Annotated in this window: 27 protein-coding genes; 11 read left to right on the top strand and 16 right to left on the bottom strand. The window is 66.0% G+C overall.

Going from position 1 to position 26,302, the window contains the following annotated elements:
* The first annotated feature begins 158 nt into the window (after window positions 1–158).
* The 3 genes from ACFPN5_RS24690 to ACFPN5_RS24680 are packed head-to-tail and all read left to right on the top strand — an operon-like array spanning window position 159 to window position 1,127.
* Complete coding sequence (locus tag ACFPN5_RS24690) at window positions 159–494, top strand: PAAR domain-containing protein (protein WP_379786501.1); 336 nt, start codon at window positions 159–161, stop codon at window positions 492–494.
* Between the two features lie 34 nt (window positions 495–528).
* A complete protein-coding gene (locus ACFPN5_RS24685; protein WP_379786500.1) occupies window positions 529–717 on the top strand; it encodes a hypothetical protein in 189 nt (62 codons plus the stop codon).
* Window positions 718–749: 32 nt separating this feature from the next.
* Window positions 750–1,127 carry a hypothetical protein gene (locus ACFPN5_RS24680; protein ID WP_379786499.1) on the top strand — a complete coding sequence of 126 codons (378 nt, stop codon included), beginning with the start codon at window positions 750–752 and terminating at the stop codon, window positions 1,125–1,127.
* Between the two features lie 68 nt (window positions 1,128–1,195).
* Here the strand turns inward: ACFPN5_RS24680 and ACFPN5_RS24675 are convergent, their stop codons facing one another.
* The 12 genes from ACFPN5_RS24675 to ACFPN5_RS24620 all read right to left on the bottom strand — a co-directional run bounded on the left by ACFPN5_RS24675 (window position 1,196) and on the right by ACFPN5_RS24620 (window position 14,803).
* Window positions 1,196–3,169: a TonB-dependent receptor gene (locus ACFPN5_RS24675; protein ID WP_379786498.1), complete on the bottom strand. Its 1,974-nt coding sequence runs from the start codon at window positions 3,167–3,169 to the stop codon at window positions 1,196–1,198.
* A 75-nt stretch (window positions 3,170–3,244) separates the two neighbouring features.
* A complete protein-coding gene (locus ACFPN5_RS24670; protein ID WP_379786497.1) occupies window positions 3,245–3,601 on the bottom strand; it encodes a hypothetical protein in 357 nt (118 codons plus the stop codon).
* A 185-nt stretch (window positions 3,602–3,786) separates the two neighbouring features.
* Window positions 3,787–4,305 (bottom strand): porin family protein, encoded by a 519-nt coding sequence (locus ACFPN5_RS24665; RefSeq protein ID WP_379786496.1) that lies wholly within the window; start codon window positions 4,303–4,305, stop codon window positions 3,787–3,789.
* Window positions 4,306–4,607: 302 nt separating this feature from the next.
* On the bottom strand, window positions 4,608–6,002 hold the full coding sequence (lpdA, locus tag ACFPN5_RS24660; RefSeq protein WP_379786495.1) for a dihydrolipoyl dehydrogenase: 1,395 nt from the start codon (window positions 6,000–6,002) through the stop codon (window positions 4,608–4,610).
* Window positions 6,003–6,006: 4 nt separating this feature from the next.
* Window positions 6,007–7,404 (bottom strand): dihydrolipoamide acetyltransferase family protein, encoded by a 1,398-nt coding sequence (locus ACFPN5_RS24655; protein ID WP_379786494.1) that lies wholly within the window; start codon window positions 7,402–7,404, stop codon window positions 6,007–6,009.
* A gap of 2 nt (window positions 7,405–7,406) precedes the next feature.
* Entirely contained in the window at window positions 7,407–8,414 is a 1,008-nt protein-coding gene (locus tag ACFPN5_RS24650; protein ID WP_465263186.1) for an alpha-ketoacid dehydrogenase subunit beta, read from the bottom strand.
* A 68-nt stretch (window positions 8,415–8,482) separates the two neighbouring features.
* Window positions 8,483–9,715 (bottom strand): 3-methyl-2-oxobutanoate dehydrogenase (2-methylpropanoyl-transferring) subunit alpha, encoded by a 1,233-nt coding sequence (locus ACFPN5_RS24645; protein ID WP_379786492.1) that lies wholly within the window; start codon window positions 9,713–9,715, stop codon window positions 8,483–8,485.
* Between the two features lie 372 nt (window positions 9,716–10,087).
* On the bottom strand, window positions 10,088–11,497 hold the full coding sequence (locus tag ACFPN5_RS24640; RefSeq protein WP_379786491.1) for an amino acid permease: 1,410 nt from the start codon (window positions 11,495–11,497) through the stop codon (window positions 10,088–10,090).
* Between the two features lie 103 nt (window positions 11,498–11,600).
* On the bottom strand, window positions 11,601–12,407 hold the full coding sequence (locus ACFPN5_RS24635; RefSeq protein WP_379786490.1) for a prolipoprotein diacylglyceryl transferase family protein: 807 nt from the start codon (window positions 12,405–12,407) through the stop codon (window positions 11,601–11,603).
* A gap of 73 nt (window positions 12,408–12,480) precedes the next feature.
* Window positions 12,481–12,936: a DUF6691 family protein gene (locus tag ACFPN5_RS24630; RefSeq protein ID WP_379786489.1), complete on the bottom strand. Its 456-nt coding sequence runs from the start codon at window positions 12,934–12,936 to the stop codon at window positions 12,481–12,483.
* Between the two features lie 9 nt (window positions 12,937–12,945).
* On the bottom strand, window positions 12,946–13,377 hold the full coding sequence (locus tag ACFPN5_RS24625; RefSeq protein WP_465263185.1) for a YeeE/YedE family protein: 432 nt from the start codon (window positions 13,375–13,377) through the stop codon (window positions 12,946–12,948).
* A 73-nt stretch (window positions 13,378–13,450) separates the two neighbouring features.
* On the bottom strand, window positions 13,451–14,803 hold the full coding sequence (locus tag ACFPN5_RS24620) for a hemolysin family protein (RefSeq protein WP_379786487.1): 1,353 nt from the start codon (window positions 14,801–14,803) through the stop codon (window positions 13,451–13,453).
* A 181-nt stretch (window positions 14,804–14,984) separates the two neighbouring features.
* Between ACFPN5_RS24620 and ACFPN5_RS24615 the strand changes: the two genes are divergently transcribed.
* Complete coding sequence (locus tag ACFPN5_RS24615) at window positions 14,985–15,887, top strand: bile acid:sodium symporter family protein (RefSeq protein WP_379786486.1); 903 nt, start codon at window positions 14,985–14,987, stop codon at window positions 15,885–15,887.
* 157 nt (window positions 15,888–16,044) lie between these two features.
* Window positions 16,045–17,022: an amidohydrolase family protein gene (locus ACFPN5_RS24610; RefSeq protein ID WP_379786485.1), complete on the top strand. Its 978-nt coding sequence runs from the start codon at window positions 16,045–16,047 to the stop codon at window positions 17,020–17,022.
* Window positions 17,023–17,043: 21 nt separating this feature from the next.
* Here the strand turns inward: ACFPN5_RS24610 and ACFPN5_RS24605 are convergent, their stop codons facing one another.
* Together ACFPN5_RS24605 and hmgA are read right to left on the bottom strand one after the other, a co-directional pair.
* The gene (locus ACFPN5_RS24605) at window positions 17,044–17,457 is read right to left on the bottom strand and encodes a secondary thiamine-phosphate synthase enzyme YjbQ (RefSeq protein ID WP_379786484.1); all 414 of its coding nucleotides are present in this window, start codon (window positions 17,455–17,457) and stop codon (window positions 17,044–17,046) included.
* Window positions 17,458–17,471: 14 nt separating this feature from the next.
* Window positions 17,472–18,782, bottom strand: coding sequence for a homogentisate 1,2-dioxygenase (gene hmgA / locus ACFPN5_RS24600; RefSeq protein ID WP_379786483.1), 1,311 nt, complete (start codon window positions 18,780–18,782; stop codon window positions 17,472–17,474).
* A gap of 122 nt (window positions 18,783–18,904) precedes the next feature.
* On the opposite strand from hmgA, the gene ACFPN5_RS24595 reads away from it, so the two are divergent.
* The 4 genes from ACFPN5_RS24595 to ACFPN5_RS24580 all read left to right on the top strand — a co-directional run bounded on the left by ACFPN5_RS24595 (window position 18,905) and on the right by ACFPN5_RS24580 (window position 22,255).
* A complete protein-coding gene (locus tag ACFPN5_RS24595) occupies window positions 18,905–19,810 on the top strand; it encodes a LysR family transcriptional regulator (protein ID WP_379786482.1) in 906 nt (301 codons plus the stop codon).
* Between the two features lie 230 nt (window positions 19,811–20,040).
* Window positions 20,041–21,129, top strand: a complete 1,089-nt coding sequence (gene hppD, locus ACFPN5_RS24590; protein ID WP_379786481.1) for a 4-hydroxyphenylpyruvate dioxygenase — start codon at window positions 20,041–20,043, stop codon at window positions 21,127–21,129.
* Window positions 21,130–21,156: 27 nt separating this feature from the next.
* Window positions 21,157–21,522: a CidA/LrgA family protein gene (locus ACFPN5_RS24585; protein WP_379786480.1), complete on the top strand. Its 366-nt coding sequence runs from the start codon at window positions 21,157–21,159 to the stop codon at window positions 21,520–21,522.
* A complete protein-coding gene (locus tag ACFPN5_RS24580; protein WP_379786479.1) occupies window positions 21,506–22,255 on the top strand; it encodes an LrgB family protein in 750 nt (249 codons plus the stop codon). The genes ACFPN5_RS24585 and ACFPN5_RS24580 overlap by 17 nt, the downstream gene beginning before the upstream one ends.
* Before the next feature lie 37 nt (window positions 22,256–22,292).
* On the opposite strand, the gene ACFPN5_RS24575 is transcribed toward ACFPN5_RS24580, so the two are convergent.
* Window positions 22,293–22,928, bottom strand: a complete 636-nt coding sequence (locus tag ACFPN5_RS24575; RefSeq protein ID WP_379786478.1) for a hemerythrin domain-containing protein — start codon at window positions 22,926–22,928, stop codon at window positions 22,293–22,295.
* Window positions 22,929–23,357: 429 nt separating this feature from the next.
* Here ACFPN5_RS24575 and ACFPN5_RS24570 point away from each other — a divergent pair, with 429 nt between their 5' ends.
* Both ACFPN5_RS24570 and ACFPN5_RS24565 read left to right on the top strand, forming a co-directional pair.
* Window positions 23,358–24,266, top strand: a complete 909-nt coding sequence (locus ACFPN5_RS24570; protein WP_379786477.1) for a manganese catalase family protein — start codon at window positions 23,358–23,360, stop codon at window positions 24,264–24,266.
* Window positions 24,267–24,414: 148 nt separating this feature from the next.
* Window positions 24,415–25,323, top strand: a complete 909-nt coding sequence (locus ACFPN5_RS24565) for a ZIP family metal transporter (RefSeq protein WP_379786476.1) — start codon at window positions 24,415–24,417, stop codon at window positions 25,321–25,323.
* Between the two features lie 226 nt (window positions 25,324–25,549).
* Here ACFPN5_RS24565 and ACFPN5_RS24560 read toward each other — a convergent pair whose 3' ends face one another.
* Window positions 25,550–26,134 (bottom strand): dienelactone hydrolase family protein, encoded by a 585-nt coding sequence (locus ACFPN5_RS24560; RefSeq protein WP_379786609.1) that lies wholly within the window; start codon window positions 26,132–26,134, stop codon window positions 25,550–25,552.
* Window positions 26,135–26,302 lie beyond the last annotated feature (168 nt).

Genomic DNA, 26,302 nt, shown 5'->3' with positions numbered 1-26,302 from the left:
TTCGATTGTACACGTGCAACGTAAACCGGAAGCGAAGACCCGCCGGGCATGGGCATCTGCGCGCGGCCCACCTCCTGTTGCGGCGAGTCAAAGCGAGCAGGACGATGGCCGATAGGCTGGAGTCTTTGCGCCGCCCAGCCCAGACCACAGGGATTACCATGCTGAAGCGATATCTCATCACCGTTGGCGCGACCACCACCGCGGGCGGCAAGGTCACCTCCGGCTGCGCCTTCATGTCGATCGGCGATGCGCCCGTGGCGCTCGAGGGCGATACGCTCTGGTGCCCGGCCTGCCTATCCGAGGGCGTGATTGCGCTCGACGGCCCGCGCCTGTCGAGCACCTTCGAGGGCCGGGAAGAAGCCCTCGGCGACGACCTGTGCATGTGCAAGTGCAGCCCGCCGCCGCGCCTGGTTGCCGCGCAAGGCTTCGAGTGGCAGGAAATCGATAGCGACTGGCATGCAGAGCAGTCCGCCGCCACCGCCAGCGCAGCTTAACGGCGGGGGGCAACGTGCCACGGCGGATGACGCCGTGCCGCTCCTGTTGCTGGACCCGGACACGCAAGCGCCCCTGCGGCATCGTCCATACCGCCTGCAACTGAGCGCAGGCGCGGTGATCGAGGGGAGCACCGACGGCGACGGTGCGACGCGGCCGCTGACCGCGGCGGAACGCGCAGCGGTGCTCGCGTGGCAGTTCGGCGGACCGACAACTTCAGCCTGAGTTGCCTCCCCCAAACCGAACGGAGCATGTCGATGCATCGAAAGTACGATCCCTGCGCGCCGAATCCGTACTTCGCCAGGCACAAGTATCTCGGCATCCCCATCGACCGCAGCATCGTGCTAGTCAACGAATGCAAGCTGCATCACTATGTCGGGCCGGCCGCAAAACTGGCCAAGGGCATTGCCGTCCACATCCTGACGCCGGAGCACTTGTGGCCGAGCTTCCAGGCCGAGGCGGAGGGGATCGTCACGATCGACGGCCAGCTTACGGGCAATGACGAGGAACGCAACAAGGTGCACCGAAGGCTGCGCGACACGGGAGCCGCCGTATCGGTTCCTGGTCGATGTCGGCGTTGGCCCCGATATTTATGTTCGGTGGGACGAGCAGCAGCGTGCCGCGAAGAGAGCTAAACAGCCCGAGGGCAGCACGCCGGGCCGGTTGGCAAGCGATTGACCGGCCCGGTGCACACCCGCCAGCCTTAAAATGCCGCGCGCACGCCCACCGTGATATTGCGTCCCGGCAGCGGGGCGATATCCTTCAACACCGAGGTCGAAATCCGGATCTCCTCGTCCAGCAGGTTCTTGCCCATGATGAACCAGGTCAGGTCCGTGTGCTCGAAGCGCTGGGTGTACGACAGGTTGGCGTCGAGCTGGGTGTAGGCCGGGGTCGGGGTCGACTCGAAGGCGGCCAGGCGCTCCTGCTTCAGGGCGCGCAGCAGCGACACGCCGCCACGCACCGCGCCGCGCTTGTAGCCGGCTTCCGCGCCCAGGCGCTTGGCGGGCTGCAGGGGCAGGCTGCCGGCGTCGTCGAGCCTGCCGCGCGACATATCGCCGAAGGCGCGCAGCGACAGGCCTTCGCGGTGCTGGTTGTAGCTGATCTCGGCCTCCATGCCGCGGATCGTCGCGTTGGCCTGGCGGAAGATGCGTTCGCGCAGCTCATCGCCTGGATTGCCCTCGTCGTCGAGCAGGGTGTCGCTCACTTCGCCATAGATGAAGTCGCGCACGCGGTTCTGGAACAGGTTCGCCTGCCAGCGTACCAGCCCCGTCGTTTTACGGAACGACAGCTCGATGTTGCGCGAGGTTTCCTTCCTGAAGTTCGGGTTGCCGATGTCGAAGGTCAGGGTCGACTCGTGCGGGCCGCCCGAATACAGCTCGTCGGCGCCCGGCGCGCGCTGGGCGACGGAGGCCGTCAGGCCGACGTTATAGCCCGGGCCCAGGGGGAAGATCGCGCCCGCCGAGTACGACAGCAGGTCGAATGTGCGGCGCGGGACGGCACCTTCGGGTTCGCGCTTGACGGACTCGACACGCACGCCGGCGTTCACGCGGGCGACGCCGAAATCGCGCTCCTCGACGAGGAAGGCGGCGTGGGTGTCCGAGACCGTCGTCGGCACCGTCGCCGGATCGCCGCTCTCGGCGGAGAGGCCCGAAAAGCGCGCGTGCTCGGTCTGGACGCCGAAGCTGCCCGACCAGCCGGCGACCGGCTTGTGCTTCATCTCGAGGCGCGTCTCCAGCGCGCGGTTCGAAAACACGGTTTCCGGGCCACCTTCGCTGTTCAATTCGACGTGGCCGTAGTCGCTGTAGCCCACCTTGAAGCGCAGCTGCTCGAAGCCGGGCAGGGGCGCGGCGAGCTGGCTGTCGATGTCGTAGCGGGTCTGGTCGAGGTCGATCTGCGCACCTTCGCCGCCGGGAATGCCGTACTTTTTCTTGAGCGCGCTGACCGAAGCGCCGACATGGCCGCGTTCGCCGATGTAGGAGGCGCCTGCACCGAGCGTGTGCTGGCGCAGCGCCGAGTTCGCCAGGGTGTCGCCCGTGGGAGCGCCGGGAATGTGATAGTCGCCGGCGTCACGGCCGCTGCCGTCGAGGTGGAGCGCGACCTTGCCGGCCGAGGTATCGCCCGAGAACGACAGCGCGCGGCCATGGTCGACGCTGTTGTAGCGGGTCTCGACGACGCCACTGGAATGGCCGTGATGCTCGGTCGGGATGCGTTCGTTCACCACGTTGACCAGGCCGCCGATGGCGCCTGAGCCGTAGAGCAAGGCCGCCGGGCCGCGCAGGATTTCGATCTGGCGCGCGGTGGCTGCTTCCCCGGTGACCGCATGGTCGTTCGACAGGCCGGACAGGTCGGAGACGGCCATGCCGTTTTCCAGCACTTTCACCCGGTTGCCTTCGAGGCCGCGGATGATCGGGCGCGAGGCGCCGGCACCAAAGGCCGAGGCGGAGACGCCGAGTTCGCCGGACAGGGTCTCGCCGAGGGAACTGCCGAGTTTGCTGCGCAGTTCGTCGCCGGCCAGCACTTTTGCCGGGGTCAGGATCTGGTCTCCTTCCGAGGCGTTGAATGGGGTGGCGGTGACGACGACGGTCGCGATCGGCGTGTCGGTAGCGGTTTGGGCAAATGCGAGTGGAGCGAAGGCGGTCAGGACCGCGCTCGCCAGGAGGGTGCGCTGGACGTGCATGATAATTCCTTGAAAAAATTGAACGGACGCGCGTGCGCGGCCGTGCCGGCGCAAGCGGTCAGGAAGTCAGGGCAGTCAGGCGAGGGGTGGAGCGCGGGACGAGAAATACGGCGTGAAGGGCGCATCCCAGGAGTCGAATGCAGCCCATTGGGCGAGCACCCGGCCGCCGGGCAGGATGCCGGCGCTGCATGCGGGCGTATGGAGCGCCGGCGCGACCGTGGCCGAGTCGTAGGCGAGACAGGAATGCTGCAGGGCCTTCTGGTGGGAGCCCGCCGGCGTGTTCGCAGCCAGGCTGTTCGAGGCATTCGGGTATTGCGACGCGTGCGCGATCCGGTGCGACAGCCCCTGCCAGTGCGCAAAGACCATCGCCATCGTCAGGATGCATACCATGACGAAACGGGTGGGTCGAATGCGGGAAAGCGGAACAGCCATCTGTAGGGTTTGCCGGATCGGTTTGGGCATGCTGCGAAGGACATTATTATAACTGGTTACTGTGCCAACCTGAAGCTGCTCAAGGTTCGGACAGTCTGCCACTTCGTGGAGGCGAAAAAAAACCGGGATGCGCTGCATCCCGGTTAGTCGGCTTTGGCCGGCCGGCGCCGGCCGCGGTGTGCCGCTTAGAACTTGTACGACACGCCGGCGACGATCTTGGTCGTGTCGCTGGCTGGCTTCTGCACTTCCAGGCGGCCATGGACGACCGGCGAGAAGGTGTAGCCCAGGCCCAGGCCGTACAGGGCATTCGAGTCATGTTCCTTGCCGGTGTAGCCGGCGATATCGGCTTCGGCTTCCAGGCGGGCGTAGCCCAGGCGGCCGTAGATGTCGAAACCGTTGGAGAGTGGCAGGGTGCCGATGACCGAGAGGTCGATCTGGTCGACGGTCACGTCGGCGCGCATGGCGCCGACACGGTATTCGGTGTCCGCGACGCGGTAGTAGCCGCCTTCGATGGCGATGCTCTGGTTGAACTTGTAGCCGAAGAAGGCGCCGTAGCCGCTTTCGCGGTCGAGGTTGTCGATTTCGGTGGAGGTACCGGCGATACCGGCGTAGAACGACGGCGCCTGCTGCTGGGCGAAGGGTTGGGCAAAGGCGCTGGTGGATGCTGCGACCAGGGCAACTGCGATGGCGATTTTTTTGAACATTATTAAAACCTTTTTGTTATGGGCAATGAAGGAGGCCGAAAACCGGGGTTTCGACCGGGGCGGATTATCGCATGCACGAAGGCACGCAGACTGGAACCCGCAATTGTGGCGCGAACCGAAGTGTACCCATGTTGATCTAGCGCAACAAACGTCGTAACATTCGGTTGCACTTTAACAAGGCCCGCTCAGTGAGGCCTGCTTAGGGGGGCCGCTTCAGGAAGGACCGCAGGGGAAGTCGAGCCGAGAAGGCTCGACGGTAGCGCGCACGGTCGCCGGCTGGATGCCGACGACCGTGCCGACGACTAGATATGGAGCGCGTGTCCGAGCGCCCGCAGCGCCGCTTCCTGCACCGCTTCACCCAGGGTCGGGTGCGCGTGGATGGTGCCGGCCACGTCTTCCAGGCGCGCGCCCAGTTCGATCGAGTGGCTGAACGCGGTGCTCAACTCCGAGACGCCGCGTCCCACGGCCTGCCAGCCGAGAATCAAGTGGTTGTCGCGCCGCGCCACGACCCGCACGAAACCGTCGGTCGATTCGATCGTCATCGCCCGGCCGTTCGCCGCGAACGGGAAGTTGGCGCTGATCACGTCGAGCCCGGCCGCCTGCGCCTCGGCTGGCGACATGCCGACCACGACCACTTCCGGATCGGTAAAGCAGACCGCCGGCATGGCCGCCGGGGTGAAGTGGCGGCGCTTGCCGGAGATGATCTCGGCCACCATTTCGCCCTGCGCCATCGCCCGGTGCGCCAGCATCGGTTCGCCGGCGATGTCGCCGATTGCCCAGATATTGCGCATCGACGTCCGGCACTGGTCGTCGATTTTGACTGCGCGGCCGTTCATGTCGAGCTGCAGGGACTCCAGGCCCCAGCCGGCGGTCCGCGGACGACGGCCAACGGCCACCAGCACATTGTCGGCTGCCAGAACGGTTTCGACGCCATCGGCGCCCTGGACGCGGACGCCGTCCCCGGCAGCGTTCAGCCCCAGCACTTTGGAACCGAGGCGCACGTCGATGCCGAGGCGTTTTAGCGCGGCGCCGACCGGCTTCGTCAACTCCGCGTCATATGCGGGCAGCAGGCGATCAAACGCTTCCACGACCGTCACTTCCGCGCCGAGCTTGCGATAGGCCGTGCCCAGCTCGAGGCCGATGTAGCCGGCGCCGACCACCACCAGTTTCTGTGGAACGGCTACCGGCGACAGCGCCTCGGTGGACGACACCACCTTGCCGCCGAAGGGCATGAAGGGCAGTTCGACCGCTTCTGAGCCGGCGGCCAGCAGCAGGTGCTCGCAGTGCACGCGCTGCAGTTCGCCGGACGCCGTCTTCACCTCGACCGTCTTGCCGTCCAAAATGCGGGCGAAGCCATTAATCACCTGCACGTCGTTCTTCTTGAGCAGGGCGCCGACGCCGCCGGTCAGGCGCTTGACGATGCCGTCCTTCCAGCCGACGGTGCGGGTGATGTCCATCGTCGGCGCGGCAGCCTTGATGCCGAGCGGCGAATCGCCCGCGTAGTGCCCGGCCTTCTCGAACTCTTCGGCTGCGTGGATCAGGGCCTTGGACGGGATGCAGCCGATGTTCAGGCAGGTGCCGCCCAGCTGGCCGGCTTCGACCAGGATGGTCTTGATGCCGAGCTGGCCGGCGCGGATCGCGGCAACATAGCCGCCGGGGCCGCCGCCGATGATGAGCAGGGTGGTGGTAATGTTCATCGGCTCACTCCACGAACAGGGTTGCAGGGCACTCGAGGTAGCCGCGGATGGTCTGGATGAACTGCGCCGCCACCATGCCGTCGATGACGCGGTGGTCGAAGCTCGAAGACAGGTTCATGATCTTGCGCGCCACCATGGCGCCATTCAGGATCACGGGTTTGTCGATGATGCGGTTCACGCCGACGATCGCCACTTCCGGACGGTTGATCACCGGGGTGGTGACGATGCCGCCCAGCGCGCCCAGGCTGGTGATGGTGATGGTAGACCCGGTCAGTTCTTCGCGCAGGGCCTTGCCGGTGCGCGCCGCTTCCGCCAGGCGAGACACTTCGGCGGCGGCCGACCACGGATCGCGTGCCTCGGCGTTGCGCACCACGGGCACCATCAGGCCGGCGTCGGTCTGCGCGGCGATGCCGAGGTGGACCGGGTTGTAGGTGGTGACGATGTTCGCTTCGTCGTCGAAACGCGCGTTCACCGACGGATACTGGCGGATCGCCAGCACCACGGCGCGCATGATCAGCGGCAGCAGGGTCAGCTTCGGGCGGCTGCCGGCATAGCGTGCGTTGAGCTGGACGCGCAGGGCTTCCAGTTCGGTGACGTCGATTTCCTCGACATAGGTGAAGTGCGGGATGCGCCGTTTGGCTTCCTGCATCTTCTCGGCGATCTTGCGGCGCATGCCGATCACCGGCATGGCCTGCTCGCCCTCGAGCGGGGCATAGCGGCGGTCGCCCTCGGCCGCCTTGGCCTGGCCGCGCGAGACGTAGGCATCCAGGTCCGCATGGGTGATGCGGCCGGCCGGCCCGGAGCCCGTCACGTACTGCAGCTCAACGCCCATGTCCCAGGCGCGCTGGCGCACGGCCGGGGCGGCCAGCGGCTTTTCGCCGGCGGCGCGGCCGTGGTGGGCCGGGGCCGAAGGGTGTGAAAGAGCGTGCGCATGCGATGGCGCCGATGGCGGCATCGGCGCGGCAGCCTTTGCCGGCGCGGCCGTCTCGGCGCTGGTCACCGCCGTGACGACGGTTTCCGGCTGGGCGACGGTGATCGGGATGAACTCTTCGGCGGTGCCGGCGGTCTCGCTGGACTGCGCAGGCTGGCTAGTGCCCTGCTGGCGCGCCGCCGAGCTCGTGGCGTCACCCTTGAACGCATCTCCTTTGAAATTGCCCGCGCCCTCGACCTCTAGGCGAATCAGCTCGCCGCCGACCGCCATCGCTTCGCCCAGCTTGCCGCCGAGCGAAGTGACGATGCCGTTCACAGGCGACGGGATTTCGACGGTGGCCTTGTCGGTCATGACGTCGGCCAGCACCTGGTCTTCCTTGACCGTGTCGCCCGGCTTGACGTGCCATGCGACGACTTCGACTTCCGCAATGCCTTCGCCGAGGTCCGGCATCTTAATGACGTGAATACCCATTCTTATTTTGCCTCCATCGCACGTTTGAACGCGGCGCCGACACGGTCGGGGCCGGGGAAGTACGCCCATTCCTGCGCGTGCGGATAGGGGGTGTCCCATCCCGTCACGCGCTCGATCGGCGCTTCCAGTTGATAGAAGCAGTGTTCCTGCACGAGTGCGGCGAGCTCCGCCCCAAAGCCGCTGGTGCGGGTCGCCTCGTGCACGACGACGCAGCGGCCGGTCTTCTTGACCGATTCGACGATGGTGTCGAGGTCGAGCGGCCATAGGGTGCGCAGGTCGATGATTTCGGCATCGATCCCGGTTTCCATGGCCGCCGCTTCCGAGACCCAGACCATGGTGCCGTAGGTGAGCACGGTCAGGTCGGAGCCGGGACGGAAGATCGCCGCCTTGTCGAGCGGAACCGTGTAGTAGCCTTCCGGTACCTGGCCCATCGGGTGCTTGCCCCAGGAGACGACCGGACGGTCGTGGTGACCGTCGAACGGGCCGTTGTAGAGGCGTTTCGGTTCCAGGAAGATGACCGGGTCGTCGTTTTCGATCGAGGCGATCAGCAAGCCTTTCGCGTCGTAGGGGTTCGACGGCATCACGGTGCGCACGCCGCAGACGTGGGTGAACAGCGCTTCCGGGCTCTGGCTGTGGGTCTGGCCGCCGTAGATGCCGCCGCCGCAAGGCATGCGGATCGTCAACGGGGCGGTGAAGTCGCCGGCCGAGCGGTAGCGCAGGCGCGCCGCTTCGGAGACGATCTGGTCGGACGCCGGGTAGAAATAATCGGCGAACTGGATTTCGATGACCGGCCGCAGGCCATAGGCGGCCATGCCGACCGCGGTGCCGACGATGCCGCCTTCGGAAATCGGCGCGTCGAACACGCGCGGCTTGCCGTACTTCGCCTGCAGGCCGTCGGTGGCGCGGAACACGCCGCCGAAGTAGCCGACGTCCTGGCCGTAAATCACGACATTGTCGTCACGCCCGAGCATGACATCCATGGCCGAACGCAGGGCCTGGATCATCGTCATCTGCGCCGTGCCCTGGTCCTTCTCGGTCGTGACCGATTCTTTATCGCTATCGCTATCGCGCGCCATGCTCACACTCCCAATTGTTGACGTTGGCGGCGCAGGTGCTCGGGCATGTCCTTGTAGACATCCTCGAACATCGACGCGGCACTCGGTACGCGGCCATCGGCCAGCGTTCCGTACTGTTCCGCTTCCTTTTGCGCGGCCAGGACTTCGGCCTCGAGCTCGGCCTGGACGCGGTCGTTCTCCGCGTCAGACCAGGCACCGAGTTTTGTCAGGTGCTGGCGCAGGCGGGCGATCGGGTCGCCAAGCGGGAAACGGGCCCAGTCGTCGGTCGGGCGGTAGCGCGACGGGTCGTCGGAAGTGGAGTGGGGGCCGGCGCGGTAGGTCACCCATTCGATCAGGGTCGGGCCCAGGTTGTTGCGGGCGCGCTCCGCGGCCCAGCAGGAGGCCGAGTACACGGCCAGGAAGTCGTTGCCGTCCACACGCAGGGACGCGATGCCCGAGCCGACGCCGCGCGCCGCGAAGGTCACGCTCTCGCCGCCGGCAATCGCCTGGAAGGTCGAGATGGCCCACTGGTTGTTGACGACGTTGATGATGCAGGGCGCGCGGTACACGTGCGCGAAGGTCAGCGCGGTGTGGAAGTCGCTTTCCGCGGTGGCGCCGTCGCCGATCCAGGCCGAAGCGATCTTGGTGTCGCCCTTGATCGCCGAGGCCATCGCCCAGCCGACCGCTTGCGGCATCTGGGTGGCCAGGTTGCCGGAGATCGAGAAGAAGCCCTTTTCCTTGACCGAGTACATGACCGGCAGCTGGCGGCCCTTCATCGGGTCACGCTCGTTCGAGAACAGCTGGCAGATCATGTCGACCATCGGGTACTCGCGCGCCATCAGGAGGCTTTGCTGGCGGTAGGTCGGGAAGCACATGTCGCCGTCCTTCAGCGCGAGCGATTGCCCGGTGCCGATGGCTTCCTCGCCGAGCGAGGTCATGTAGAAGGACATCTTCTTCTGGCGCTGGCCGATGACCATGCGCGCATCGAAAATGCGGGTCTTCATCATCGTGCGCAGGCCGAAGCGCATCTGGTCGAGGCTGATGTCGGGCGCCCACGGGCCGACGGCATTGCCGTCGTCGTCGAGCACCCGGATGAGAACCGACACGAGGTCGGCGGTGTCGCCGAACCCGACGTCGGTCGGCGGCCGGCGCACTTCACCGGCCTTGCTGATATGTAAATACGAAAAATCGGTCTTGCAACCCGGACGGCCGGTTGGCTCCGGGACATGCAGCGACAGAGGATTACCCTGGCTCATAATGCGCGTTTCCTTTGTGAGGTGATGTGCGGCAAGCTGAGATGATAAATCCTGCAGGAGCGCGCACGGGCCTTGCGGGAAAGTATTTTCGTGGTGCTATGCAGCATGCCGGAGGCGTCGGTACTGGCGCACACGAGCGGACGGCGCGTGCCAAGGCGTGGACGGGAAACCCGTCCACCCTGCAAATGCATATGTGAAGAATGTGGGTGAACGGCTTCGCCGCCCACCTGTCGATCGCTATCGTTTGACCAGCTGGAGGCGTTCCGGCACCACTACCCTAGCACCTTGCTCAACCGGCAATGTCGATCCCGGCCAAACTGGCGCGGCGAGGAGAGCGGCCTGTGTGCACCGCAGCGTAAGCGGCTTCGCGGATCAGGCCGTCTGTGCCCGCCGCTGGCGCACCACATAGCCCGCGCACAGCAAGAGCAGCCAGGCCGGGATGAGGTACACCGAAATGCGCAGCCCCGGGGTCTGGTACATCACCCACAGGATGCCGGCCAGGAAAGCCAGACACAGGTAATTCCCCAGCGGGTGGAGCGGGCTCGGGAACACGGTCTTGCGCCCGGCTTCGGCGGCGCGGAAGCGCAGGTGCACGATCGAAATCGTCGCCCAGTTGATGATCAGGCCCGCCACGGCCAGCCCCATCATCATCCCGAAGGCTTCGGCCGGCAGGAAATAGTTGACGCTGATGCAGATGCCGGTGGCCAGCGCCGACACGCCCAGCGCCGCCAGCGGCACGCCGTTCCTGGTCAGCTTCGTCAGCGCGCGCGGTGCGTTGCCTTGGGCCGCCAGGCCGTAGAGCATGCGGGTGTTGGCGTAGACGGCGCTGTTGTACACCGACAGGGCGGCGGTCAGCACCACGATGTTGAGCGCGGTGGCGACCGCGGGGCTGTCCAGCGCCGCGAAGATCAGCACGAAGGGGCTGCCACCGGTGACGACTTTGGTCCACGGGAACAGCGACAGCAGGATGAACAGGGCGCCGATATAAAAGATCAGCACGCGCCACAGGGCCTGGTTGGTGGCGCGCGGGATCGAGCGCGAGGGGTCGTCGGCTTCGGCGGCGGTGATGCCGATCAGTTCGAGGCCGCCGAACGAGAACATGATCACGGCCATCGCCATCACCAGGCCGGATACGCCGTTCGGGAAAAAGCCGCCGTGGCGCCACAGGTTGGCCACGCCCGCTTCCGGTCCGGCCGTGCCCGAGACCAGCAGCCAGGTGCCGAACAGGATCATGCCGCTCACGGCCACCACCTTGATCACCGCGAACCAGAATTCGAGCTCGCCGAAGGCCTTGACCTTGAGCAGGCTGAAGGAATTGATGACGGCGAAGAAGATCAGCGCGGACACCCAGGTCGGCACCTCGGGGAACCAGTACTGCACGTAGATGCCGACCGCCGACAGCTCGGCCATGCTGACCAGGATGTACATCACCCAGTAATTCCAGCCGGAGATGAAGCCGGCCATGTGGCCACCGTACTTGTCGGCGAAATGGCTGACCGAGCCGGCGACCGGCTCGTCGACCACCAGTTCGGCGAGCTGGCGCATGATCAGGAAGGCGACCAGGCCGGCCACGCCGTAGCCGAGCAGCACCGAAGGACCGGCCATCTGGATCGTCTGGGCAATACCCAGGAACAGGCCGGTGCCGATCGCGCCGCCGAGGGCGATGAGCTGGATGTGGCGGCTTTTCAGGCCGCGCGTCAGTTGTTGCGCCGATGGTTGCGCCGATGCGCGGGCCGATGCTTGCGCCGAAGCCAGGGTCGAAGGTGAGGTGGAATCGGTCATTGCCGCTGAGCCAGTGTGCAAAAGTCAATGATTCTAATGCATACCGGCCGGTGCAGCGCTGTAATCTGAGGGCGCGCGCCCCGGTTGAGCACATGCCCCGCGTTTATCGGCGCAGGCCCAGGGCGCCGAGCTGTTCGTTCAGCTGCGCGCGCGACAGCTCGCCCATGTGGCGCGCCACCAGCCGGCCCTCTGCGTCATAGAAGAGGGTGGTCGGATAGCCCACGGCCTGGGTCGCCCGCGCTACCTGGCGCGCGGGGTCGAGGGTGACGTTGTTCAGAGCGATCCGTTCGTCGTCGAGATAGCGCTGCACGACCGCGGCTTCCTCGCCCTGGTTGACGAAGACAAAGGCAACGCCCGGATTGGCCGCCTGCGCCGCGCCCAGCGCCGGCATTTCGCGCCGGCAGGGCGGGCACCAGGTGGCCCACAAATTCACCACGACCGGCTTGCCGCTTCCCCGCAGCGACAGCAGGCTGCCGTCGAGGCGGCGCAGGGCAAGGTCGGGCAGGGGCGCCGGTGCAGCCAGGCTGCCGAACGCGAGCGTGGCGCCGGCCCAGACGGCGATGCCGGCCAGCACGGACGTGGCAAGCGGACGCTGCAATGCGCGCTCGCGCCGGGCCGCGTCCGCGCCGATGGCGAGCGCCACCAGCAGGCCGGCAAAGGCCACGAAGCCGCCGTCGCGGATGTCGAGGATGTCCAGCGGGTCGGCGAGATAAGTGTCGAAGTGCTTGAGCACGAAGGCCGCGCGCGCCGCGAGCAGGCCCCAGAGCGCCATGTGCCAGAGCGTGTTCGACGGGTCGACGGCGCGGCGCCGCGTCCACCACGCGCCCGCGACGCTGGCAGCGGCCATGGCAAGCAGCGGTGCCACTACCCGCACCGGCAGCGCCAGCGGCCCAAGGTTGATTGCATCCATGTCGCAGTCCCGCCTTATACAAACTTATCTCATCAATAAGGCGACATCCTGGCATGGGAAAGTTAACGGAAGATTAAGAACCTGTTTCGGCTGCGGGTTTCGGGGTGCGCGCGCGCCTGTGCAGCCATTCGGCCACCTCGAACACCGCCATGCCGGCGACCATCGCCGCACCGAAGATCAAGGCCTCGGCATACCCGGCGCCGATCGCCACGAGCGCCGGGCCGGGGCAAAAGCCGGACAGCCCCCAGCCGACCCCGAAGGCGACGCTTCCCAATACCAGCCGGCGGTCGATCGCCCCTGGCGCGGGCAGGCGCAGCGGCGCGCCAAGCAGCGACTGGCCGCGCCGCCGTGCCAGGCGAAACCCGACCGCCGCCACCGCGCTTGCGCCGGCCATGACGAACAGCAGCGACGGGTCCCAGGCGCCGGCCAGGTCGAGGAAGTTGAGCACCTTGGCCGGATCGGCAAGGCCGGAGACGATCAGGCCGATGCCGAACAGCAGGCCAACACCGAGTACGCAGACGTATTGCATGCCGGCTCCTCAGGGGAAGGCGTGCCGCAGCAGGAAAACGGTGAGGAAGCCGACCAGCATGAAGGCCAGCGTGGCGACGACCGATCGCGGCGACAGTCGCGCCACGCCGCAGACGCCATGGCCGCTGGTGCAGCCGGAACCATAGCGGGTGCCGATGCCCACCAGCAGCCCGGCCGCCACCAGCAGGCCACCGCCGGCTTCGATGTGGAGCACGGGCAGGCGTGCAAAAGCCGCGTAGACCAGCGGCGCCAGCACCATGCCGAGCAGGAACAGGACGCGCCAGGCGGCGTCCCCGGGTTTTGGGGGAAGCAGGCCGCCGAGGATGCCGCTGACCCCGGCAACGCGGCCGTTCAGCAGGATCAGGAGCGCGGCGGCCAGCCCGATCAGTATGCCGCCGGCGAGCGAACTCCAGGGGTTGAAAGCGTTCCAGTCGATGCTCATGTCGCCTCCTTCGGCGGCGTCCTCCTGCACCTTGGACCGCGTGCAGGCGGCAAGGTGCCGCGCCGCGCAAGCGTCAGGAGGCGCGGTCGTCCTGCATCTCGTCGCTGTCGACCGGCTCGGCGGGTGTCGGGACATGGGTCACCAGCAAACGGTCGATGCGGTTGCCGTCCATGTCGACCACCTCGAAGCGGTATTCTTCCCAGGACACGACATCCGCCGCGCGCGGGATGTAGCCGAGCTGGTAGAGCATGAAGCCGGCCAGCGTGTGGTAAGCGCCGGCTTCCTCGCCGGGGAAGCTCAGGCTGGTCCCCATCAGGTCGCGGAAACGGTCGAGCGCCACGCCGCCGTCGAGCAGCCAGCTGCCGTCCTCACGCTGGACGGCGTCCGGATCGTGCTCCTCGCCGATGACGGTGACGTCGCCCACCAGCGCGCTCATGACGTCGGTCAGCGTGACCATGCCCTGGATGTCGCCGTATTCGTCGACGATCAGCGCCAGCTCGGCATTGTTCTTCTTAAACAGTTCCAGCAGGGCCATGGCGCTGACGCTTTCCGGCACGTACAGCATTTCCTGGACCGCACCCTCGATGTCGATCGCGTCGAGCGAGCCGGCGCGCACCGCCTGCGCCAGCAGGTCGCGCGTGTGCACGAAGCCAACGACGTGCGAGCGGTCGCCGCGGCAGACCGGCAGGCGGCTGTAGCGGCTGCCGGCGATGCGCTCGAGGTTGTCGGCGCGCGGGTCTTCGAGGTCGACGAAGGTGACGTCGACGCGCGGCGTCATGAGCGACTTCAGGTGCTGGTCGTCCAGGCGCAGGGCGCGCGAGACGATGTCGTACTCGGTTTTCTCGAATACGCCGGCGTCCGTGCTTTCCTTGATCATGCCGGTGATGTCTTCTTCGGTCGGCGCTTCTTCCTTGTGGCGGCCCATGCCCAGCAGGCGCACGATGGCTTCGGTGGTCAGTGACAGAATCTTGACGAACGGCGACATGATGCGCGAGAGGACGCGCAGCGGCGGGGCAATCAAAGTCGCCATCGCCTCCGGATAGGCCATCGCGATGCGCTTGGGCACGAGTTCGCCGAGGACGATCGAGGCAAACGTGATGCAGACCACGACCAGGCCGAGCGCCGCCTGGTAGGCGTAGGGCGCGAGGGCAGGGATCTCCTTGAACATCGGTGTCAGCTGCGCCACGAGCGAGGCTTCGCCGAATGCACCGTTGAAGATGCTGATCAGGGTGATGCCGACCTGAACGGTCGAGAGGAAGTTGCTGGGCTCGTCGGCAAGGTCGAGCGCCGCGCGCGCCCCGCGGCTGCCTTCGCCGGCCGATTTTTCGAGCCGCATGCGCTTGGCCGAGACCAGCGCCAGTTCCGACATCGCAAATACGCCATTCAGGAGAATCAGGAAAAGGATGATCAGTACGCTGGTCAGCATGGCGGAAGCATAGGTCGAAGTGGCAACATTGCTAACATCATCGCACGGTCGGCACCGGAGTCCCCGCACGACTCGCCGCGCCGGTAATTGAACAAAAGGTTGTCAATACGGTCTTAACTATGTTTTCCTTACACTAATATAAAACTTACAAGCGGCTGACGCGGCAAGAGGAGGCAAGGTCATGCAGGGAGATATCGTTTCAAGTGTGTTGCTGCCAGTGGCGCTTGCCTTCATCATGTTTTCGCTTGGCCTCGGCCTGACGCCCCCCGATTTCGCCCGCATTGCCCGCCAGCCGCGCGCCTTGCTGGTCGGTATGCTGTGCCACTTCGTGCTGTTGCCGCTCGCCTGCTTCGCGATGATCAAGGTGTCCGGCATCACCGGGGCGTTTGCCGTCGGCTTCATGATCCTGGCCGCCTGCCCGACGGGTTCCACCTCGAACCTGCTGACCTATATCGCGCGCGGCGACGTCGCCCTGGCGCTGAGCTTCACGGCCGTCGCCAGCGTGCTGACCATTTTCACGCTGCCGATGATCGTCTCGTTCTCGCTCGACTATTTTGCCGGCACGGCGCAGCGGGTGCCTGCGCCGATCGGGACGATGACGGGGCAGATCTTCCTGATGGTCGGGCTGCCGGTCGCGCTCGGCATGGTGGTGCGCAACCGCAAGCCCGCGCTGGCGCTGCGCATCGAACCGAAAGCCACGAAGATCGCCACGGTCCTGTTCATCCTGATCGTGATTGCCGCCGCGGCCAAGAACTGGGCGCTGCTGCGGGACAATTTCGGCACCCTGGCGCCGTTCGCTATTGCCCTGAACGTCACGATGCTGCTGTGCGGCTTCCTGGTGGCCCGCCTGGCGCGCCTGTCGCGGCGCCAGTCGATCACGCTCGGCATCGAAACGGCGGTGCAGAACGCGACGCTGGCCCTGGTCATTGCCAGCACCGTCCTGAAGCAGGATGCGATGGCGATTCCCGGCGCCCTGTACGGCGTGCTGATGTACGCAGGGGGGCTGGTGTTCGCGTATTCGATGCGGCGCTTCGCGACGGACGAGACTGGCGCGCCGGTTGCTGCGGGCGCGGCAACGCGGTAACAGTCCGCCTTGCGGGCCGCCCGGCCTTGAGCCCGTCGGTCCTTTCATCCGGGAGGGCAGGCGCTTCGCCCCCGGATTTCGACAGGCCGTCGCATGGCCCGGCGAGCCGGATTGGCCAGGTGCTAAGGTTTGCCATCCAAAACAAGGAGGAAACCGCATGCGCACCAGTGTCCTGTTGATCTCGCTCGCCCTGGCCTGTGGCGCCGTGCGTGCACAACCGGTCCAGCCGGCCCAGCCGGCGCCCGCCGGCGACTTCCACCAGCACGTGTTCAGCGACGAGATCATCACGCTGATCGGCCCGGGATCGGGGCTGAAACCGCTGCCGGCAAAGGAGCTGCTGCCGCTGCTCGATGCCGCCGGCATCAGGAAGGGCGTGCTGCTCTCCACCGCCTACATGTACGGCAGTGCGAACCGCAAGGTCGAGAACGAATACGCCAGGACGCGCGCCGAGAACGACTGGACCGCTGACCAGGCGGCGCAGTTTCCCGGGCGCCTGGTCGCGTTCTGCGGGATCGCGCCCCTGAAGGAGTATGCGCTCGAGGAAATCAAGCGCTGCGCCGGCCAACCCGGCCTGAAGCGCGGCATCAAGATGCACCTCGGGAACTCCGACGTACAGCTCGACAACCCGGCCCATGCGGCGCGCCTGGCCGAAGTGTTCGCTGCGGCCAACGCCCAGCGCATGGCGATCGTCGTCCACATGCGCGCCAGCATCCGCAACAAGAGGCCCTATGGAGCCGCCGAGGCGCGGGTGTTCCTCGACAAGGTGCTGCCGGCCGCACCGGATGTGACCGTGCAGGTGGCGCACATGGCCGGCACCGGGCCCGGTTTCGAGGACCCGCCCGCGCGCGAGGTGCTGGCCGAGCTGGCGCAGGCGGTGGAGCGCCGCCACCCGGCGACGCGCAACCTGTGGTTCGACGTCGCCTCGATTGCCGACCGCGACATCACGCCGGATGCCGCGGCGCTGCTGGTAAAGCGCATCCGCCAGATCGGCGTGACGCGCGTGCTGTACGGGAGCGATTCGGCGCAGGGCGACAACCTGCGGCCAGCGGAGGCCTGGGCGGCGTTCCGGCGCCTGCCGTTGACGGAGAGCGAGTTCGCACAAATAGCCGGCAACGTGCCGCCGTATTTCAAGTAGAGGCGAGATGAAGGCACGATCTCACCCCATTACGGTGACGACCACCGTGCGCCGGTGCAGGGCCGTCCGGTGCTCCCACAGGTAGATGCCCTGCCAGGTACCCAGCAGCAGGCGCCCGCCGCCGACCGGCACCGTGATCCCGGTATCCGTCAGCACATTGCGCACATGCGCCGCCATGTCGTCGGGACCCTCGTCGTTGTGGCGGTAGGCCGGGTCGCCGTCCGGCGCCAGGCGGTCCAGGACGGTGTCGAGGTCGCGCCGTACATCGGGATCGGCGTTTTCCGTGATCGTCAGCGAACAGCTGGTGTGCTGTACGAACACGTGGGCAAGGCCGCACTGCACGCCGGAGGCTGCAACGACCTCGCTCACCTCGCGCGTGATGTCCTGCGTGCCTCGGCCGCGAGTCGAAAAGCTGAGAATAGACTGGTGCGCCATCGCGTCGCTCCCGCTTACGGCGTCGGCCGGAAGTTCTTGCGGATGCCGGCCCAGCAGTCGTGGTAGCCGGCCTGCAACTGCGGCGAGGCCAGCGCATGCGCGGTCGGGCAGAGCACATGCCGGGTCTCGAACATGAAGGCCATCGTGTCCGCTACCTTGCTTGGGCGGCTGGTGTCGGCCTCGCTTGCCTTCTCGAAGGTCGCCGCATCCGGGCCGTGGCCGCTCATGCAGTTGTGCAGGCTGGCGCCGCCGGGCACGAAGCCCTCGGCCTTGGCGTCGTAGGCACCATGCACCAGACCCATGAACTCGCTTGCGACATTGCGGTGGAACCAGGGCGGGCGGAAGCTGTCTTCGGCGGCCAGCCAGCGCGGCGGGAAGATCACGAAGTCGAGGCTGCCCACGCCCGCCGTGTCGCTCGGTGAATGCAGCACCAGGAAGATCGACGGATCGGGGTGGTCGTAGCTGATCGAGCCGATGGTGTTGAAGTGGCGCAGGTCGTATTTGTAGGGCGCATAATTGCCGTGCCAGGCGACGACGTCGAGCGGCGAGTGGCCGATCTTCGCGGCCCACAGATTGCCGCAGAACTTGGCAACCAGGGTGAACTCGCCTTCGCGTTCCTCGTATTGTGCGACCGGGGTAAGGAAGTCGCGCGGATTCGCCAGGCCATTCGAGCCGATCGGGCCCAGGTCCGGCAGGCGCAGCAGGGCGCCGAAGTTCTCGCAGATATAGCCGCGCGCCTCGCCGTCCGGCAGGCGCACCTGGAAGCGGATGCCGCGCGGGATCACGGCAATTTCCTGCGGTTCCAGCTCGATCGTGCCGAGTTCGGTGGCGATTTCGAGGCGGCCCTGCTGGGGCACGATCAGGAGCTCGCCGTCGGCCGAGTAGAAGAATCGGTCGGTCATCGACCGGTTCGCGGCATACAGGTGCACCGCGCAGCCGCTCATCGATTCGGCCGAGCCGTTGCTGGCCATGGTCACCCAGCCGTCGATGAAGTCGGTCGGCGCGTCGGGAATGGGTAAAGGGCTCCAGCGCAACTGATTCGGCGGCGGAGCTACCTGGCCCACATTGCCGACGATGCGGCCGTTGTCGATCTGCTCGAAGGGGCCGTGCATGGCAGCCGGGCGGATGCGGTACAGCCAGGAGCGGCGGTTATGCGAACGGGGCGCGGTGAAGGCGGTGCCGGAAATCTGCTCGGCATACAGGCCGTAGGCGACGCGCTGCGGCGAATTGCGGTGCTGCGGCAGGGCGCCGGGCAGCGCCTCGGTGGCAAATTCATTGCCGAAGCCGGATTGGTAACCGGCCTGCGTGCCGATGTGCTGGACCATGGTGCTTCCCTCATGTTGGCATAGGTAGTAGGTGTCAGACCGCACTGTAAGCCAAGTGTGGATATTTTACGACGTGAATAGATGAATGTAGACTATTTGCTTTATCAATACCAGGCGCCGCCGTGATCGAACCCCATACCATCGACCTGAACCTGCTGGCCGTGTTCCAGGAGGTCTACCGTGAACGCCAGATTTCGAGCGCGGCCCGGCGCCTGGGACTGTCGCAGTCGGCAGTGAGCAATGCGCTGGCGCGGCTACGGCGGCTGTTCGGCGACGAATTGTTCGTCCGCACCGGGCAGGGCATGCAGCCGACGCCCTTCGCCGCGAGCGTGGCCGAGCCTGTCGGGGCGGCGCTGGCGCAGGTGGCGCTGGCCCTGAACCAGCGCAGCGCCTTCGATCCGGCCACCAGCAACCGCCGCTTCACGGTGGCGATGAGCGACGTCGGCGAGGTCTATTTCATGCCGGCCTTGATCGAGCGCTGCGGCGGCCTGGCGCCCGGGGTACGGATCAGCTCGGTACGGGCGGGCAGCATCGCCCTGAAGGAAGAGATGGAAAGCGGCCGGGTCGACCTTGCCATCGGCGCATTCGACGACGTGTCGGACGCCCTGTACCAGCGGCTGCTGTTTCGCCAGCCTTATGTCAGCATGGTGCGCGCCAGCCATCCGCTGGCGGCCGGCAAGGTGACCCTCGAGCGTTTCGTCGCGGCCGAACACTTGCTGGTCGAGTCGGCCGACAGCCCGTACGAGCGCATCAACGCTCTGCTCGAAAAGGCGGGGATCGGGCCGGCGGCGCGCTTCCGGGTGCCGCACTTCACGGCGGTCCCGTATATCGTCAGCACCGCCGACCTGGTGGTAACCGTACCCCAGAAGCTGGCGCAGCAGGCCGCCGCGCCGTTCGGGCTGGTGTCGATCACCCCGCCGCTGGCCTTGCCGTCGCTGCAGACCAAGGTGTTCTGGCACCGGCGCTTCAACCAGGACCCGGGCAATCAGTGGCTGCGCTCGCTGGTTGCCGAAACCTTCGCGCAGTAACTGTGCGCTGCGCCGGGCATGCCGATTCGACATTATTGCAAGAACTGGACGCGCAACTGGCGTATCATTCCGGTCGTCGCGCAGCCGCGCCGTGTACGGGACCAGGTACGGGGAGGCGCTGCACGCATGCTTGGGGCCAGGCGCGAAGACGCCGGCCTACGGTTCCGCCCGCGCCGCTCACGAGGCATGCGCTGGCTGGAGGAGATCATCTGCATCAAAAGGAAAACAACATGGCTGACCTGTTCGACAACCCAATGGGCCTGATGGGCTTTGAATTCGTCGAGTTCGCTTCGCCCACACCCGGCGTGCTCGAGCCGATCTTCGAAAAGCTGGGCTTTACCAAGGTCGCGGTGCACCGTTCGAAGGACGTGGTGCTGTACCGCCAGGGCGAGATCAATTTCATCGTCAACAACGAGCCGAAGAGCTACGCCGCCTACTTCGCCGCCGAGCACGGCCCGTCGGCCTGCGGCATGGCCTTCCGCGTCAAGGATTCGCACAAGGCCTACAAGCGCGCCCTGGAACTCGGCGCCCAGGCGGTCGAAATCCCGACCGGCCCGATGGAATTGCGCCTGCCGGCCATCAAGGGCATCGGCGGCGCGCCGCTGTACCTGATCGACCGTTTCGAAGACGGCAAGTCGATCTATGACATCGACTTCGAATTCATCGAAGGCGTCGATCGCCGCCCGCGCGGCCACGGCCTGCAGATCATCGACCACCTGACCCACAACGTCTACCGCGGCCGCATGGCCTTCTGGGCCGGGTTCTACGAAAAGCTGTTCAACTTCCGCGAGATCCGCTACTTCGACATCAAGGGCGAGTACACCGGCCTGACTTCGAAGGCAATGACGGCGCCGGACGGCAAGATCCGGATTCCCCTGAATGAAGAGGGCAAGGCAGGCGGCGGCCAGATCGAGGAATTCCTGATGCAGTTCAACGGCGAGGGCATCCAGCACATTGCCCTGCTGAGCGAAGACCTGATGTCGACCGTGGACAGCCTGCGCGCCGCCGGCGTGCCCCTGATGAGCGCTCCGCCCGCGACCTATTACGAGATGCTCGAAGGCCGTATCCCGGGCCACGGCGAGAACCCGGCCGAACTCCAGACCCGTGGGCTGCTGCTCGACGGCAGCGTGGCGGAGGGCAAGCCGCGCCTGCTGCTGCAGATTTTCTCGGAAACCCAGCTCGGCCCGGTATTCTTCGAGTTCATCCAGCGCAAGGGCGACGATGGCTTCGGCGAGGGCAATTTCAAGGCGCTGTTCGAGTCGATCGAGCGTGACCAGGTCAGGCGCGGGGCGATCGGGGCAACCGCCGAAGTAGCGTAAGGGGCAGGCAGGAACCCTGGAGACGCCTTGCTACCCGCCTTCGCCATCCTGCTCCTGTTCCAATGCCTCGGCGAAGGCGTCGTCTTCCTGCTCGGCTGGCCGGTCCCGGGGCCGGTCGTCGGCATGGTGCTGCTGTTCGCGGCGCTCCTGCTGTGGCCGGCGCTGCAGGGGCGCATTGAAGCCGCCGCCAGCGAGCTGCTGCGCCATCTGTCGCTGCTGTTCGTCCCGGCCGGTGTCGGCATCATTGCCACCGCCGGCAGCGGCAGCGGGCACTGGCTGTCCATCATTGCCTCGCTCGTCGTCTCGACCCTGCTGACCCTCGCCGTGACCGCCTTCATCCTGCGTAAACTCCCGCCCGAACCGGAACAGGACGGCGATGCCGGACTTCGCTAGCCTCGGCTCCTTCTGGGTCTACCTGTCGGCTTCGCCGCTGGCGGGCCTGACGCTCACCCTGTGCGCCTACGTCGTTGCGCAAGCGATCTACGCGCGCTGCCGCTATTCGCCGCTGGCCAATCCGGTCGCCATTGCCATTGCCTTCGTCAGCCTGGCGCTGCTGGCCAGCGGCATGTCCTACGAGCGGTATTTTGCCGGGGCGCAGTTCGTCCATTTCCTGCTCGGCCCGGCAACGGTGGCCCTCGCCGTGCCGCTGGCGCGCCAGTTGCCGCGCATGCGAAGATCAATCCTGCCCCTGCTGTGCGCGCTGGTGTCGGGATGCGTGACGGCGATCGCCAGCGCGGTCGCGATCGTGATCCTGCTGGGCGGTTCGCCGCAACTGGCGCACACGGTCGGCCCGAAGTCGGCCACGACGCCGATCGCGATGGCGGTCTCGGAGCGCCTGGCGGGCGTGCCGGCGCTCACGGCTGTGCTGGTGATCGGCACCGGCATCTTCGGTGCCGTCACGGCGCGCTTCTTGTTCAACGCTTTGAGAATCGAGTCGCCGGCGGCGCGCGGCTTTGCGCTTGGCGTGGCGGCGCACGGGATCGGCACCGCACGCGCCTTCCAGGTCAGTCTCGAAATGGGCGCTTTTGCGGGCCTGGGGATGGGATTGAACGGCGTGCTGACGGCGGTGCTGGCGCCATGGCTGGTGCCAGCACTGTTGCCGGTGCTGATGCGCCTGCTCGGCTAGGCCGGCAGGCGCGGTTTACAAGCTTGCAATTCCTGCCTTAACTACCGTGCGGCATCGAGTTGGCACTGGCCCAGGTCTTGGTGTTGGCCTGGGTGCCGTCGGGCTTCTTGACGAGGTGGCGCATCGCGAACAGGGCGCTGGCCAATCCGACGACGACCGCCGTCGTGCTGCCCGAGAACCCCACCGCATGGCTCTTGGCCAGTTTGCCCGCCTTCGGCGCCACCAGCTCCATGCGGCGCTTGGTCATCTGCGAGCCGAGTTCCGACAGGCGCGCCTTGGTCATCAGCATTTCCGCCTGTGGCAGCAGGGTGGTTTCCTCGTCCGCCACATGGTGGATCACGTCGCGCATCAGTTCGAGCAGCAGCTTGTCGTGGCGCGGATCGGAGCCGCTGGTGCGGCGCAGTTCGGCAATCATGCGGCGCATATCGTTGTGCTCGGGCTCGGCCTTGTGGATGAAGGGCTCGCCCTTGTCGAGCTGGCGCATGACGGGATAGAACACTTCCTCTTCCAGCGTGGCGTGGATTTCCAGCGCCGTGCAGATGGTGTCGGCCAGCGCCTTCTTCACGCTCGGCGACTTGTCCTTCGTATACTGATGGAAGGTCACCATCACGTGCGAGTGATCGAAGCGGATCATGTCGGTGATGGTCGGGCTAAGCTGATTCAAGGAAAACATTTGGCATACCTCCGTATTGACGAATGACTAAGATCCTAGTCCCGCTGATGGGCGCACGAAGTAGGAATCCGTCGCAGGACCATGTCGGCCAATGCCGCGCGTCGCGCTCGGTGCACGGGTTTATTCGTAGACCTTGTTCTTTGATACTTGGTGTTTCGTACCGCGCGCCGCGCCCCGGCTGTTGCGCTTTCTGCTCAAATATTGTGTAACTGAAAGTAGTGCTACCAATATAGAAGTCTTCCCGGAAACGACTTAACGCGCCTTTACAGCTTGTCACCGCAGTCCTACACGGATACGGCGGCGCGACTGATTACTTGTCATCCCAACACTGCCAAGATGAGCCATGTTCGACGGCTGCCTGCAGCCGTTACTGGATGCGTCGCACGCTGTCGCGTGGACGCTTAGTCTAAATCTATCGGAGGAGTCGGAATGTTTGCACATAACAAACGCCTGCAATACACCGTCCGCGTCAGCGGACCGAACCCCGGCCTGGCCAACCTGATGCTCGAGCAATTCGGCGGCCCACAAGGCGAGCTCGCAGCCGCCATGCGTTACTTCACCCAAGCCGTATCGGAAGACGATCCAGGCCGCAAGGACATGCTGATGGACATCGCCACCGAGGAGCTCAGCCACCTCGAAGTGATCGGCCACATCGTCGCCATGCTGAACAAGGGCGCCAAGGGCCAATTGGCCGAGGCCGTCGATACCGAAGCCGAGATGTACCGCAAGATCACTGGCGCCGGCAATGACAGCCACGTGACACAGGTGCTGTACGGCGGAGGTACGCCGCTGGTCAACTCGGCCGGCGTGCCATGGACGGCAGCCTATATCGACTCGATCACCGAGCCGAGCGCCGACCTGCGTTCCAACATCGCTGCCGAGGCACGCGCCAAGGTCGTCTATGAACGCCTGATCGCGCTGACCGACGACCCTGGCGTGAAAGAAGCGCTGGGCTTCCTGATGACGCGCGAAGTGGCGCACCAGAAGTCCTTCGAGAAAGCCCTGTACGCGATGGATTCGAATTTCCCTTCGGGCAAAATGCCGGTCGATCCGCGTTTCTCGAGCGTGTACTACAACATGTCGCAGGGCGAAGGCGAAATGCGCGGCCCGTGGAACCAGGGCCCGGACTGGGACTTCGTCACCGACCGCGAGAAGCAGATGGCGGTCGACGGCGGCTCCGGCGAAGCCGAGGTGAAACTGCCTGCCGACGACATCAAGGTGCTCAAGCAGATGCAGGTGCGCACCATGTCCGATCCGTCCAAGGATCCACAGACGGGCGCCGAGCTGGGCCTCGATCCGTCGACGCCAAAAGGCGCGTCGGCAGTCAGCAAGCCGTAATGGCATCACTGTAGTAAACCTGTGGCGTGCATGGGCGGCCGGTCTCCCGGCTGCCGTGCACGCTGCGCCGCTGCGAGAGGTGTAGACTCACCCCTCAGGATCCTGCCTACGGGCCGGGTATTGGTGCGGCGGACTGAAAGGACCGTGGATGGACTCTGAAGCACGTAAACTTGGCTGGACGGACGCGATCATGCGCGCGCTCACCGTACGGCGCGTCATCGGCCTGCTGATTTGCTCGGTGGGCTGCCTGTTGTTGCTCGGCAGTCTCGTCGAGCAGGTCATGAACGCCAACCTGAAGATGCGCAATGCCCTGCTGGGCGGTGGAACGGCAGCCGCGGCCACCGCGCTCGGCACCTTGCCGGTATTGTTTTCACAGAATTTTTCAAAGCGCACCTACGACTGCTTCCTCGGCTTTGGCGCGGGCGTCATGCTCGGGGCGACGGCGTTTTCGCTCGTCATCCCGGCCCTGGCCGCCGCCCGCTCGGCCGGCGCGGGGCCGTGGGAAGCGAGCCTGCTGGCAGGCGCGGGCATTATGGCCGGCGCCGGCGCCATCCTCCTGATGAGCCGGGCGATTGAACCGACCAGCGTGCTCGAGAAGAACACCAGCGCCAGCTCGCTGCGCCGTGCCTGGATGTTCGTCACCGCAGTGGCCTTGCACAACCTGCCGGAAGGGCTTGCCATCGGCGTGGCCTATGCCGGCATCGACATCGAAAAAGCGCATTCGCTGATGACCGGTGTGTCGATCCAGGACGTGCCCGAAGGCCTGGTCGTGGCGCTGGCCCTGCGCACGGTCGGCTACAGCCGCCTGACCGCGGTCGGGCTGGGTGTGCTGTCCGGCCTGGTCGAACCCCTGGCGGCCGCGTTCGGCGTGGCGCTGATCGGCATTTCGGCCGGCATGCTGCCGATCGCCCTGGCAGCCGCAGGCGGCGCGATGTTGTTCGTAATTGTGCACGACGTGATTCCCGAGATGCGCGAGAACGGTAACGAGACCTCGGCGACGATTGCGCTGATTTTCGGGTTCATCCTGATGACGGTGCTGGATACCGCGCTGGCGTGATGGATATCCGGAGCGCTTGCAGCAGGACGTAGGGTGGGCGGCTTCGCCGCTCACGCGTTCAACTACACGTTGAAATGCCGCGTCAGTTCACAATGTGGTTGAACGCGTGAGCGGCGCAAAAGGCGCGTAAATTTATAAGGTCGGGTATAGCCGCCCACCCTACGGGTCAGATCACCGGATTCGACCTGATCGTGGCCAATATCCAGTCAGCCAAGCCTCGACAATCCTACGGCTCGAAATGCCGCACGAACCAGTTCGTGGCCAGCGTCGACACCTGCGCCAGGGATCCCGGCTCCTCGAACAGATGTCCGGCCCCCGCCACGATCTCCAGCGCCTTTTCACAGACCAGTGCGTCGAAGGCTTGGCGGTTCAGGTCGATCACCACCCCATCTTCTCCGCCGACGATCAAGAGGGTCGGGGCGATCACGCGTGCCAGCGCGGGCCCGGCGAGGTCGGGCCGCCCGCCGCGCGAGACCACGGCGGCAATGCCGGTGCCATCGTCGCTGGCCAGGCGCAGGGCAGCGGCCGCGCCGGTGCTGGCGCCGAACAGGCCCAGGGGCAGGGGAGCGGTGAGGGGCTCGGTGCCGATCCAGGTGGCGGCCGCATGCAGGCGCGCGACGAGCACGTCGATATCGAAGCGGTTCCGCACGGTGGCGTCTTCCTCCGGCGTGAGCAGGTCGAGCAGCAGGGTGCCGATGCCAGCGGCGCGCAGCTCGCCGGCGACAGCGTTGTTGCGCGGGCTGAAGCGGCTGCTGCCGCTGCCGTGCGCGAAAAGCACCATGCCGATGGGCGTCGCCGGCAACTCGAGCATGCCCTCGAGTACGGCCGCGCCTGCGGGAATGGTGACCAGTATCTTGCGTGTCACAGTGCACCCACTGGCCAAAAACACTTAGACAGTCGCCCCAAAATAAAAATCCGACCGAACAATATGTCCGGCCGGATTTTTTACAGGAATGCCGGCGTCGCCGGCTCGAGCTTG

The sequence above is a fragment of the Massilia niabensis genome, assembly GCF_042655085.1.
GTDB lineage: Bacteria > Pseudomonadota > Gammaproteobacteria > Burkholderiales > Burkholderiaceae_D > Telluria > Telluria niabensis.
Note: the sequence above shows the minus strand (reverse complement) of the source record. Positions and strands in the feature narration are given on the sequence as shown.

Excerpts from the sequence above, each read along its gene's own strand:
- ACFPN5_RS24690 (WP_379786501.1), top strand. The coding sequence starts at position 159 with ATGCTGAAGCGATATCTCATCACCGTTGGCGCGACCACCACCGCGGGC.
- ACFPN5_RS24680 (WP_379786499.1), top strand. The coding sequence starts at position 750 with ATGCATCGAAAGTACGATCCCTGCGCGCCGAATCCGTACTTCGCCAGG.
- ACFPN5_RS24675 (WP_379786498.1), bottom strand. The coding sequence starts at position 3,169 with ATGCACGTCCAGCGCACCCTCCTGGCGAGCGCGGTCCTGACCGCCTTC.
- ACFPN5_RS24670 (WP_379786497.1), bottom strand. The coding sequence starts at position 3,601 with ATGGCTGTTCCGCTTTCCCGCATTCGACCCACCCGTTTCGTCATGGTA.
- ACFPN5_RS24665 (WP_379786496.1), bottom strand. The coding sequence starts at position 4,305 with ATGTTCAAAAAAATCGCCATCGCAGTTGCCCTGGTCGCAGCATCCACC.
- lpdA (WP_379786495.1), bottom strand. The coding sequence starts at position 6,002 with ATGAACATTACCACCACCCTGCTCATCATCGGCGGCGGCCCCGGCGGC.
- ACFPN5_RS24655 (WP_379786494.1), bottom strand. The coding sequence starts at position 7,404 with ATGGGTATTCACGTCATTAAGATGCCGGACCTCGGCGAAGGCATTGCG.
- ACFPN5_RS24650 (WP_465263186.1), bottom strand. The coding sequence starts at position 8,414 with ATGACGATGATCCAGGCCCTGCGTTCGGCCATGGATGTCATGCTCGGG.
- ACFPN5_RS24645 (WP_379786492.1), bottom strand. The coding sequence starts at position 9,715 with ATGAGCCAGGGTAATCCTCTGTCGCTGCATGTCCCGGAGCCAACCGGC.
- ACFPN5_RS24640 (WP_379786491.1), bottom strand. The coding sequence starts at position 11,497 with ATGACCGATTCCACCTCACCTTCGACCCTGGCTTCGGCGCAAGCATCG.
- ACFPN5_RS24635 (WP_379786490.1), bottom strand. The coding sequence starts at position 12,407 with ATGGATGCAATCAACCTTGGGCCGCTGGCGCTGCCGGTGCGGGTAGTG.
- ACFPN5_RS24630 (WP_379786489.1), bottom strand. The coding sequence starts at position 12,936 with ATGCAATACGTCTGCGTACTCGGTGTTGGCCTGCTGTTCGGCATCGGC.
- ACFPN5_RS24625 (WP_465263185.1), bottom strand. The coding sequence starts at position 13,377 with ATGAGCATCGACTGGAACGCTTTCAACCCCTGGAGTTCGCTCGCCGGC.
- ACFPN5_RS24620 (WP_379786487.1), bottom strand. The coding sequence starts at position 14,803 with ATGCTGACCAGCGTACTGATCATCCTTTTCCTGATTCTCCTGAATGGC.
- ACFPN5_RS24615 (WP_379786486.1), top strand. The coding sequence starts at position 14,985 with ATGCAGGGAGATATCGTTTCAAGTGTGTTGCTGCCAGTGGCGCTTGCC.
- ACFPN5_RS24610 (WP_379786485.1), top strand. The coding sequence starts at position 16,045 with ATGCGCACCAGTGTCCTGTTGATCTCGCTCGCCCTGGCCTGTGGCGCC.
- ACFPN5_RS24605 (WP_379786484.1), bottom strand. The coding sequence starts at position 17,457 with ATGGCGCACCAGTCTATTCTCAGCTTTTCGACTCGCGGCCGAGGCACG.
- hmgA (WP_379786483.1), bottom strand. The coding sequence starts at position 18,782 with ATGGTCCAGCACATCGGCACGCAGGCCGGTTACCAATCCGGCTTCGGC.
- hppD (WP_379786481.1), top strand. The coding sequence starts at position 20,041 with ATGGCTGACCTGTTCGACAACCCAATGGGCCTGATGGGCTTTGAATTC.
- ACFPN5_RS24580 (WP_379786479.1), top strand. The coding sequence starts at position 21,506 with ATGCCGGACTTCGCTAGCCTCGGCTCCTTCTGGGTCTACCTGTCGGCT.
- ACFPN5_RS24575 (WP_379786478.1), bottom strand. The coding sequence starts at position 22,928 with ATGTTTTCCTTGAATCAGCTTAGCCCGACCATCACCGACATGATCCGC.
- ACFPN5_RS24570 (WP_379786477.1), top strand. The coding sequence starts at position 23,358 with ATGTTTGCACATAACAAACGCCTGCAATACACCGTCCGCGTCAGCGGA.
- ACFPN5_RS24565 (WP_379786476.1), top strand. The coding sequence starts at position 24,415 with ATGGACTCTGAAGCACGTAAACTTGGCTGGACGGACGCGATCATGCGC.
- ACFPN5_RS24560 (WP_379786609.1), bottom strand. The coding sequence starts at position 26,134 with ATGCTCGAGTTGCCGGCGACGCCCATCGGCATGGTGCTTTTCGCGCAC.